Genomic DNA, 10747 nt, shown 5'->3' with positions numbered 1-10747 from the left:
CAGCTTGTTCCGGATTGTTAAAGAGCATAATACTTCGCAGCATGCTGTTATCCAGCACACTCTGAAGTATTTTATTTAGAAAAACAGTATGGTGGAGCTAAGCGGGATCGAACCGCTGACCTCCTGCGTGCAAGGCAGGCGCTCTCCCAGCTGAGCTATAGCCCCATACAGTCTTACAGAAACCATCTACGGTACCAGGTACATTTTCTTTTCCTTTATAGAAGAAAGAGAAAATGTAATTTGTGCTCAGGCAAGGCATGCAGGAGGGAAGTTTACTTTGGTAAACGACCGAGTGCATAACGCCGCATGAGTGCAAATTTGGTAGGCCTGAGTGGACTTGAACCACCGACCTCACCCTTATCAGGGGTGCGCTCTAACCACCTGAGCTACAAGCCTGTAGAGGTTTTTCTGCTCGTTACTTTTTCATCAGACAATCTGTGTGGACACTACGCGGGAAGGTATCTTCAGGTAAGGAGGTGATCCAACCGCAGGTTCCCCTACGGTTACCTTGTTACGACTTCACCCCAGTCATGAATCACAAAGTGGTAAGCGCCCTCCCGAAGGTTAAGCTACCTACTTCTTTTGCAACCCACTCCCATGGTGTGACGGGCGGTGTGTACAAGGCCCGGGAACGTATTCACCGTAGCATTCTGATCTACGATTACTAGCGATTCCGACTTCACGGAGTCGAGTTGCAGACTCCGATCCGGACTACGACGCACTTTATGAGGTCCGCTTGCTCTCGCGAGGTCGCTTCTCTTTGTATGCGCCATTGTAGCACGTGTGTAGCCCTGGCCGTAAGGGCCATGATGACTTGACGTCATCCCCACCTTCCTCCGGTTTATCACCGGCAGTCTCCTTTGAGTTCCCGACATTACTCGCTGGCAACAAAGGATAAGGGTTGCGCTCGTTGCGGGACTTAACCCAACATTTCACAACACGAGCTGACGACAGCCATGCAGCACCTGTCTCACGGTTCCCGAAGGCACTAAGGCATCTCTGCCGAATTCCGTGGATGTCAAGGCCAGGTAAGGTTCTTCGCGTTGCATCGAATTAAACCACATGCTCCACCGCTTGTGCGGGCCCCCGTCAATTCATTTGAGTTTTAACCTTGCGGCCGTACTCCCCAGGCGGTCGACTTAACGCGTTAGCTCCGGAAGCCACGCCTCAAGGGCACAACCTCCAAGTCGACATCGTTTACGGCGTGGACTACCAGGGTATCTAATCCTGTTTGCTCCCCACGCTTTCGCACCTGAGCGTCAGTCTTTGTCCAGGGGGCCGCCTTCGCCACCGGTATTCCTCCAGATCTCTACGCATTTCACCGCTACACCTGGAATTCTACCCCCCTCTACAAGACTCTAGCCTGCCAGTTTCGAATGCAGTTCCCAGGTTGAGCCCGGGGATTTCACATCCGACTTGACAGACCGCCTGCGTGCGCTTTACGCCCAGTAATTCCGATTAACGCTTGCACCCTCCGTATTACCGCGGCTGCTGGCACGGAGTTAGCCGGTGCTTCTTCTGCGGGTAACGTCAATCGACGAAGCTATTAACTTCATCGCCTTCCTCCCCACTGAAAGTACTTTACAACCCGAAGGCCTTCTTCATACACGCGGCATGGCTGCATCAGGCTTGCGCCCATTGTGCAATATTCCCCACTGCTGCCTCCCGTAGGAGTCTGGACCGTGTCTCAGTTCCAGTGTGGCTGGTCATCCTCTCAGACCAGCTAGGGATCGTCGCCTAGGTGAGCCGTTACCCCACCTACTAGCTAATCCCATCTGGGCACATCCGATGGTGTGAGGCCCGAAGGTCCCCCACTTTGGTCCGAAGACGTTATGCGGTATTAGCTACCGTTTCCAGTAGTTATCCCCCTCCATCGGGCAGTTTCCCAGACATTACTCACCCGTCCGCCACTCGTCACCCAAGAGCAAGCTCTCTGTGCTACCGTTCGACTTGCATGTGTTAGGCCTGCCGCCAGCGTTCAATCTGAGCCATGATCAAACTCTTCAATTAAAAGTTCGATTTGCTGAAACAAGTTCAGCGGTGCTCATCTGTAAAACGTCATAATGAATTTCATTATGTGTTCACTCGTGAGGCTTGATATTTTTTACGTCCGGAGACGTTGATATCAATCCTGCGAGTGCCCACACAGATTGTCTGATAAATTGTTAAAGAGCGTTGCGAGCAGTGCCGAGGCTTCCTGTCGCGAGGTGGCGTATATTACGCTTTCCTCCTTCGGAGTCAACTTCTTTTTGAGAAGTTTTTCCGGCGGTTCAGATACTTCCTGAACCTCCTGAGCCGCTGGCCTGTAAGCCGTTGTGCCGTCTCAGTGGTTGCGCATTATAGGGAGATCCTGACGCGTGACAAGCGTTTATTGCAAATAAATGACTGAGCGCGTCATTTTTCAGCGAAGCGTGGTTTTTTACGACAATTTGCTCGGTAAAGCAGCGAATTCATGGGCAAATCGTGTCACCTGTTGCCAGTCGGTATACTCCACTTCCTTACTCGCATCGGTTTCGCCGTTTGTCATACGCATAATCAGCTGGATCATGATGCGATCAAAGAAGCCATAGCGTGGATAGCGCAGCGCACCTGCGAAAACTGCGCAGCAATCTGGCTCCCATGGCGACTGTAGTAAAAACTTACGGGTATATGCATTGGTCTGCGGAGTACGCTTTTCTGGTTTACGCGCAGTGAGATTTACTGAGAAGAAGCCACTTGAACGCTGCTGCAGCTCTTTAAGGTGTGTTTTCACAAACTTCGCTACCACCGGCTGGAAGTGTCCATAGCGGATAGACGCGCCGATCAGCACGCGGTCATACTGCGCCCATTCAATCTCATCAACCAGCTGGATATTGAACACGTCACACTCGCGCTCTCCCTTTATCTGGTTAGCTATATAGAAGGCAATTTCACGGGTCTGGCCATCGCGGCTGGAAAACAGGATTAACGCTTTCATGATTACACTCTCAATTATTCGCGCCAGAAGGTCGGCGTAAACAGGACTAACAAGGTAAAGACTTCAAGACGCCCGAACAGCATCGTTAAAATCAGGATCCACTTCGCGGTGTCGTTCATGGAAGTAAAGTTGTCCGCGACCACGCCCAGACCGGGGCCAAGGTTATTGAGCGTCGCAGCGACCGCAGCAAACGCCGAGAAGTCGTCAACGCCGGTGGCAATGATCGCCAGCATGCTGAGAATAAACACCAGCGCGTAGGCGGAGAAGAACCCCCACACCGCTTCCAGAATACGTTCCGGCAGCGCACGGTTGCCGAGCTTGATGGTGTATACCGCATTCGGGTGCACCAGCCTTTTCAGCTCACGCGAGCCCTGCTTGAACAGCAGCAGAATGCGGATCACCTTCAGGCCGCCGCCGGTTGAGCCGGCACAGCCCCCAATAAACGCTGAGCACAGCAATAGCACCGGCAAGAATAGTGGCCAGCGAGCAATACTGTCAGTGGTAAAGCCGGCGGTGGTGGCCATTGAGACCACCTGGAAGAATGCCTGATTCAGCGTTTGTAGCCCGGTCTGGTAAACATTATGGAAGTAGAGCACCACGGTACAGATAGCCACCAGCGTGATCTGCACGCCAATAAACATGCGAAACTCCGGGTCGCGCCAGTATGCTCGCAGGCTACGTCCACTTAATAATGAGAAGTGCAGACCATAGTTACAGCCGGAGATCAGCAGGAAGATAGCGATGATGGTGTTAATCGTCGGACTATTAAAAAAGCCGATGCTGGCATCATGGGTGGAAAAGCCGCCAATCGCGATAGTGGCAAAACTATGACCGATGGCATCAAACAACGGCATCCCCGCCAGCCATAACGCCAGCGCGCAGGCCACGGTCAGCAGTACATAGATTAGCCACAGCGTTTTAGCGGTTTCCGCAATGCGTGGCCGCATTTTGTTGTCTTTCAGCGGGCCTGGCATTTCCGCACGATAAAGCTGCATGCCACCGACGCCGAGGATCGGCAGAATGGCAACGGCCAGTACGATGATCCCCATCCCCCCCAGCCACTGCAGCATCTGGCGATAGAAGAGAATCGCTTTCGGCAAGGAATCCAGCCCCACCAGCGTCGTCGCACCCGTGGTTGTCAGACCGGAGAAAGATTCAAAGAAGGCGTCGGTTAACGAGAGATTCGGCTGCTCGGCGAAGATAAAGGGCATTGCCCCTACGCTGCCCAGCACGGTCCAGAACAGCACTACGATAAGGAAGCCTTCGCGTGGCTTAAGCTCGCTTTTCTGCTTACGGTTCGGCCACCACAGCAGTGTTCCGATCATCAACGCCATAAAGAACGTCTGCGTGAATGCACGCCCCGCCCCGTCGCGGTAGATCAGTGCCACCAGTCCGGGCACGATCATCGTCCCTGAGAATAAGATGACCAGCAAACCCACTATGCGGGTTATGGCACGAAAATGCATTCTGCCGTTCCTTTCCTGACGTTAAGAGTTATTTGAGCGGGGCTAGCTGCAGTGCGCCCCGGCTAAAGTCGGATAAATTCTGCCTGAAACCTGCAACCTGCGCATGAGGCAGCGCCAGCGTCAGGGTGATATTGTGTAAAAACTCACTGTGTAACAGCTGCCCGTCAAACCGGCCCACCATGCGTTCAATATCGCTCAGTTGCGCATAATCACAGATAAGTTGAAAACTGAGCATCGGCACTTTAATCGTACGTGGTAGCAAGCGTAATGCCTGCTGTACGCCACCGCCGTAGGCTTTTACCAACCCCCCGGTGCCCAGCATAATGCCGCCATAGTAGCGCACCACAACGGCCGTGACTTCGCCGATATTATTACCCATCAGCTGCGCCAGCATCGGTTTGCCTGCGGTACCCGAAGGCTCACCGTCATCAGAAAAACCCAACTGCTGCGAGTCATCCGGTGCCCCGGCGACAAAGGCCCAGCAGTGATGCCGGGCCGTTGGGTGCTGCTGTTTAACCTGCTGAACAAAAGCCCGGGCCGCTTCCACGCCGTCAGTATGTGCTAACAGCGTAATAAAGCGGCTTTTCTTGATCTCTTCGCTGTAGCTGAACAGCTCCGCCGGGATGTCGTAAGCGTCCATCAGGCCAGGTTCAGGTCGCGCGTCATGTTTTCCACGCTGTGTGCATGGATCACCACGTTATCCTCAATGCGGATACCGCCGTAAGGCTTCAGCGCATCGATTTTCGCCCAGTCAAAATGTTTACTGAACTTCCCGGCGCGCCATGGTGCAAGCAGTGACTCAATAAAGTAAATGCCCGGCTCGATAGTCAGCACCATGCCCGGCTCCACCATACGCGTGCAGCGCAGATAGGGATACTGCTGCGGAGCGGCCAGATGCGTGCCGCGATCGTCCTGCATAAAGCCGGCGACATCATGCACCTGCAGGCCAAGTGGATGACCAATACCGTGCGGCATAAATGGCCCGGTAAGATCGTCCTTCACCATCGCTTCCGCACTGATGCCGTTGACCAACTGATGCTTAATCAGCAGGCTGGCGATACGAAAATGCATCTGCTCATGATACTCGCTGTAGCGTACGCCAGCTTTCATGGTGCCGATCAGCGCCAGCTCTTCGGCATTCATCTCTTTCACCAGCTGGGCATATTCGCTACCGCTATTCGCCGCGTAGCTGCGCGTCAGATCGGCGGCATAACCGTTATACTCGGCTCCGGCGTCAATCAGGAAGCTGCGCAGCTGCTCAGGCACATGCTGATCGAGTTTAGTGTAGTGCAGCACCGCCGCATGCTCGTTCAGCGCAATGATATTGCCATACGGCACGTCGGTATCGCGGTGGCCGGTCGCACTGAGGTAAGCGACATTAATATCAAACTCACTCATCCCCGATTTGAAGGCTTCTTTTGCCGCACGATGGCCGGTAACCGCAATTTTCTGCGCCTGGCGCATGCAGTAAAGCTCATAACCGGTTTTATAGGCGCGATGATAGTGCAGGAAGTCGATCACCCCTTTAGGGTTAATCGAATCGCTGTTGAAGCCCAACTGGCGCGCGCGCTCGGCGACCGGGCCAATATAGGCCACGTTCTGGCGCTGCGCTGGCAGCTGCTGGCCGATATCATCGGCATTCTTTAGGCCGATAACCTCCACCGCACCCGTCCAGAAGCTGTTTGGCAGGGGTTCGACGTTATGCCAGTAGTCGACAGGAGAGTAAAACCACAGCTTGGGTTTGTTCACCCCATCAATCCACAGCCAGCAGTTCGGCACCTGAGTAACCGGCACCCAGGCTTTAAACTGCGGATTGACCTTGAATGGATAGGTGTGATCGTCGAGAAATACCGTCAGTAATTCCCCGGAATGAATCAGCATTGCATCAAGATGGTGACGCGCCAGAACCTGCTGCGCGCGCTGTTGCAGTGTTTTCACATGCTCCTGATAGAGCGTAACTAGCGACTCCATACCCCTGTCTCCGTTGTGGCGATAGTGCCCGCATCTTATCACAGCCCGCTGGGGTATGCCGTTTTGGCGCAGCTGTGATCTTGTTTGCAAATCGACAACGTATCGTTTGCAAATAATTAACATCGCTCCCACACTCACGATCATCTGGTATGACCAGATCCCTTAATCGCGGCTCAGGAGACAGACATGCTCTACCAAGGCGAAACCCTTTCCCTCGACTGGCTGGAAGACGGCATAGCCGAACTGGTATTTGATGCCCCCGGCTCGGTCAACAAGCTGGATACCCAAACCGTCGCCAGCCTGGGCGACGCGCTTACCGTGCTGGAACAGCAGCCGCAGCTGCGCGGGCTGCTACTCAGCTCGCGCAAATCGGCCTTTATCGTCGGTGCCGATATTACAGAATTTCTTTCTCTGTTTGCGGCACCGGCCGAAAAACTGACGCAGTGGCTGGCCTTTGCCAACGGTATCTTTAACCGTCTGGAGGATCTGCCGGTTCCGACAGTTTCCGCCATCAGCGGCTATGCGCTCGGCGGCGGTTGCGAATGCGTGCTGGCCACAGACTTCCGCATCGCCACGCCGGACACGCGCATCGGTCTGCCAGAAACCAAACTGGGTATTATGCCGGGCTTCGGTGGTTCGGTACGCCTGCCACGCCTGTTAGGGGCGGATAGCGCGCTGGAAATTATCGCTGCCGGTAAAGATATCGATGCTGCTCAGGCGCTGAAGCTGGGCCTGGTGGACGCCGTGGTCGCAGCAGAAAAACTACACGCCGCAGCGCTAAGCGTATTAAAAGAGGCGATTGCGGGTCAACAGGCCTGGCGTGAACGCCGCCAGCCGAAGCTGGAGCCGCTGAAGCTGAGCAAAATCGAAGCGGCAATGAGCTTCAGCACGGCCAAAGCGCTGGTGATGCAGACCGCCGGGAAACACTATCCGGCGCCAATCACCGCGGTCAAAACCATTGAAGCCGCCGCCGGGATGGGTCGTGATGCAGCATTACAGCTGGAAACCGCCGCTTTTGTTCCGCTGGCGCGTTCTAATGAAGCGCGGGCGCTGGTTGGCATCTTCCTTAACGATCAGGCAGTGAAAGCCAAAGCGAAAAAACTGACGCGCGATGTGGAAACACCCAAACAGGCAGCCGTGCTGGGCGCCGGGATTATGGGCGGCGGTATTGCTTATCAGTCGGCCTGGAAAGGCGTGCCGGTGATGATGAAAGATATCAGTGAGAAATCGCTGGCGCTGGGCATGGGCGAGGCTGCCAAGCTGCTGAACAAACAGCTGGCGCGCGGCAAAATCGACGGCATGAAGCTGGCCAGCGTCATCAGCACCATTCAGCCAACGCTACATTATGCCGGTTTTGACCGCGTCGATGTGGTGGTGGAAGCGGTAGTGGAAAATCCCAGGATCAAAGCCGCCGTGCTGGCGGAGACGGAAAGTCATATTCGCCCGGATACGATTCTGGCATCGAACACCTCAACTATTCCCATCAGCCAGTTAGCGGAAGCCTTAACCCGCCCGGAAAACTTCTGCGGCATGCACTTCTTTAACCCGGTACCGCGTATGCCGCTGGTTGAAGTGATCCGCGGTAACAAAACTGCCGATGCGACCATCGCCAAAGTGGTTGCCTGGGCCAGCAAAATGGGCAAAACGCCGATTGTGGTGAATGACTGCCCAGGCTTCTTCGTCAATCGCGTGCTGTTCCCCTACTTTGCCGGCTTCAGCCTGCTGCTGCGCGACGGTGCCGATTTTCACCAAATCGACAGGGTGATGGAAAAACAGTTTGGCTGGCCAATGGGCCCGTCGTGGCTGCTCGATGTGGTCGGTATTGATACTGCGCACCATGCCCAAAGCGTGATGGCCGATGGCTTCCCTCAGCGTATGAAGAAAGATTACCGCGATGCCATTGATGTGCTGTTCGACGCTAAACGCTATGGACAAAAAAATCAGCAGGGCTTCTGGCGCTGGGAAACCGACAGCAAAGGCAAAGCGAAAAAGGTCGGCGATAGCGAAACCGATCGTCTGCTGCAGAGCGTCTGCCAGCCGAAACGGGTGTTCAGCGATGAGGAAATTATCGCCCGCATGATGATCCCGATGATTAATGAAGTGGTGCGCTGCCTTGAAGAGGGCGTCATTGCCAGCCCGGCGGAAGCCGATATGGCGCTGGTGTATGGCCTCGGTTTTCCTCCGTTCCACGGCGGAGCATTCCGCTATCTGGATACCCTGGGCAGCGATACTTTTGTCGCGGGTGCCGAACCTTTTGCCGAACTGGGTGCGCTGTATCAGGTGCCGGAGGCACTGCGTGACAAGGCGGCGCAACGTGCCAGCTGGTATCCACAGGCAACCCCCCTGGCTGACGCCACTCTGAAAACTGCGTGAGGAAAGCAAAATGGAAAAAGTAGTCATCGTTGATGCCCTCCGCACGCCGATGGGCCGTTCGAAAGGGGGAGCCTTCCGCCACGTGCGCGCTGAGGATCTCTCCGCCCATCTGATGCGTAGCCTATTGAGCCGTAACCCGGCGCTGGAAGCCGCCTCGCTGGATGATATTTACTGGGGCTGCGTGCAGCAGACGCTGGAGCAGGGGTTCAATATTGCCCGCAATGCCGCGCTGCTGGCGGAAATCCCTCACAGCGTTCCTGCCACCACCGTTAACCGCCTGTGTGGTTCATCCATGCAGGCGCTGCACGATGCGGCGCGCATGATTATGGTCGGTGACGCCCGCGCCTGTCTGATCGGCGGCGTGGAGCACATGGGCCATGTGCCGATGAATCACGGCGTGGATTTCCACCCTGGCCTGGGCCGCAGCGTAGCAAAAGCCGCAGGCATGATGGGACTGACCGCAGAAATGCTGGCACGCCTGCACGGTATCAGCCGTGAAATGCAGGATCAGTTTGCTGCCCGTTCGCATCAGCGTGCAGCTGCCGCTACCCAGGCTGGGCATTTCGCCAATGAGATCGCCCCGGTCTCCGGGCACGACGCCGACGGCGTCCTCAAACGCTATGACTTTGATGAGGTAATCCGCCCTGAAACCACCGTTGAAAGCCTGGCCGCACTGCGCCCGGCATTTGATCCGGTTAACGGCAGCGTGACGGCAGGTACCAGTTCGGCACTTTCCGACGGTGCAGCCGCGATGCTGATTATGAGCGAATCCCGTGCGCTGGAGCTGGGCCTGAAGCCGCGCGCACGTATTCTCTCGATGGCAGTCGTGGGCTGCGATCCGTCGATTATGGGTTACGGCCCGGTTCCGGCCTCGCAGCTGGCGCTGAAACGCGCCGGGCTGAGCGCTGCAGATATCGATATTTTTGAGCTGAACGAGGCTTTTGCTGCGCAGGTACTGCCGTGCATTAAAGATCTGGGGCTGATGGGGCAACTGGATGAGAAGGTCAATCTGAACGGCGGTGCCATTGCGTTAGGGCATCCACTGGGCTGCTCGGGAGCACGTATCAGTACTACCTTGCTTAATCTGATGGAGCGCCGCGATGCACAGTTTGGTTTAGCGTCAATGTGTATTGGCCTGGGCCAGGGGATCGCGACGGTTTTCGAGCGTCTGTGATACGTTGATCTGGCAGTTTTATTGCTAATTTACCGCCCGTCAGGGCGGTTTTTTTATCCTGCGGGGGCAGCATTGCAGCCCCCTGAACCATCAGATAAAGGCAAAGGCATCGCCAAACATGTGCGCTTCCAGTGCGCCACGCTCGGCACAGAAACGCTCACGGGCAATTTTCGCCATTTCAAAACGACCGGCAATATAGATATCGTGCCCGGCAAGGCTGGTATAATCCTGCATTACGGCAGTCAGCACGGTGCCGTTACGACCGGTGAAGCCCTCTTCCGGCTGCTCAACAACCGGTATCACCTGCAGATTCGGGTGCTTAACTGCCAGCGCGTTCAGTTCATCCAAATCATACAGGTGCTTCAGCTCGCGCCCGCCCCAGTAAATGGCGATATGGCGATCCGGCTGCTGCGACAGTGCGGTCAGCAGAATAGAACGCGCATAGGAGAAACCGGTACCGCCTGCAATCAGCACCAGGGGGCGATCGCCCTCCTCGCGCAGCCACGCGTCACCGTGAGGAATATCTACGGTGATCTGACGCTGTTGCTGAATGCGCTCCATGACTGCCATCGCATACAGATTCAGCTCGGAAGCACCGATATGCAGTTCGATAATATCTTTTTCCATCGGCGTAGAAGCCAGTGAGAACGGACGCTTATCACGCTCGTCCATCACGACCATCAGGTACTGACCGGCGCGGAAGTTGAAATCCGCCTCCGGGATCAGTCGTACGCGGTACACGGTATCGGTAATCGCCTCTACTGAGGTCACTTTACAGCTTAAGGTTGTCATGCGTTCCCTCTGTCG

7 protein-coding genes, 2 tRNA genes and 1 rRNA gene are annotated in these 10747 nt (G+C 55.4%); 2 read left to right on the top strand and 8 right to left on the bottom strand.

The features are described from left to right. Positions 1-89: 89 nt before the first annotated feature. The 7 genes from J2Y91_RS09260 to pepQ all read right to left on the bottom strand — a co-directional run bounded on the left by J2Y91_RS09260 (position 90) and on the right by pepQ (position 6393). Positions 90-165 (bottom strand) — tRNA-Ala (locus J2Y91_RS09260). A 154-nt stretch (positions 166-319) separates the two neighbouring features. After that, positions 320-396: transfer RNA gene (locus J2Y91_RS09255), tRNA-Ile, on the bottom strand. Positions 397-469: 73 nt separating this feature from the next. Then, positions 470-2010 (bottom strand): 16S ribosomal RNA (locus tag J2Y91_RS09250). 409 nt (positions 2011-2419) lie between these two features. Then, complete coding sequence (gene hemG, locus J2Y91_RS09245; RefSeq protein WP_133622235.1) at positions 2420-2956, bottom strand: menaquinone-dependent protoporphyrinogen IX dehydrogenase; 537 nt, start codon at positions 2954-2956, stop codon at positions 2420-2422. Positions 2957-2970: 14 nt separating this feature from the next. Beyond that, a complete protein-coding gene (trkH, locus tag J2Y91_RS09240; RefSeq protein WP_048914401.1) occupies positions 2971-4422 on the bottom strand; it encodes a Trk system potassium transporter TrkH in 1452 nt (483 codons plus the stop codon). Positions 4423-4450: 28 nt separating this feature from the next. Next, positions 4451-5062 (bottom strand): IMPACT family protein, encoded by a 612-nt coding sequence (locus tag J2Y91_RS09235; protein WP_133622236.1) that lies wholly within the window; start codon positions 5060-5062, stop codon positions 4451-4453. Next, positions 5062-6393: a Xaa-Pro dipeptidase gene (gene pepQ / locus J2Y91_RS09230; RefSeq protein WP_133622237.1), complete on the bottom strand. Its 1332-nt coding sequence runs from the start codon at positions 6391-6393 to the stop codon at positions 5062-5064. The genes J2Y91_RS09235 and pepQ overlap by 1 nt, the downstream gene beginning before the upstream one ends. A 186-nt stretch (positions 6394-6579) precedes the next feature. On the opposite strand from pepQ, the gene fadB reads away from it, so the two are divergent. Together fadB and fadA are read left to right on the top strand one after the other, a co-directional pair. Continuing rightward, positions 6580-8766: a fatty acid oxidation complex subunit alpha FadB gene (fadB, locus tag J2Y91_RS09225; RefSeq protein ID WP_133622238.1), complete on the top strand. Its 2187-nt coding sequence runs from the start codon at positions 6580-6582 to the stop codon at positions 8764-8766. A 10-nt stretch (positions 8767-8776) separates the two neighbouring features. Continuing rightward, positions 8777-9940: an acetyl-CoA C-acyltransferase FadA gene (fadA, locus tag J2Y91_RS09220; RefSeq protein ID WP_133622239.1), complete on the top strand. Its 1164-nt coding sequence runs from the start codon at positions 8777-8779 to the stop codon at positions 9938-9940. A 90-nt stretch (positions 9941-10030) separates the two neighbouring features. On the opposite strand, the gene fre is transcribed toward fadA, so the two are convergent. After that, positions 10031-10732, bottom strand: coding sequence for an NAD(P)H-flavin reductase (gene fre / locus J2Y91_RS09215; RefSeq protein ID WP_048914396.1), 702 nt, complete (start codon positions 10730-10732; stop codon positions 10031-10033). Positions 10733-10747: the final 15 nt, after the last annotated feature.

It is taken from the genome of Erwinia aphidicola (genome assembly GCF_024169515.1).
Lineage (GTDB): Bacteria > Pseudomonadota > Gammaproteobacteria > Enterobacterales > Enterobacteriaceae > Erwinia > Erwinia aphidicola.
The sequence above is the reverse complement of the archived record's forward strand: the minus strand, read 5'-3'. Positions and strand labels throughout refer to the sequence as shown.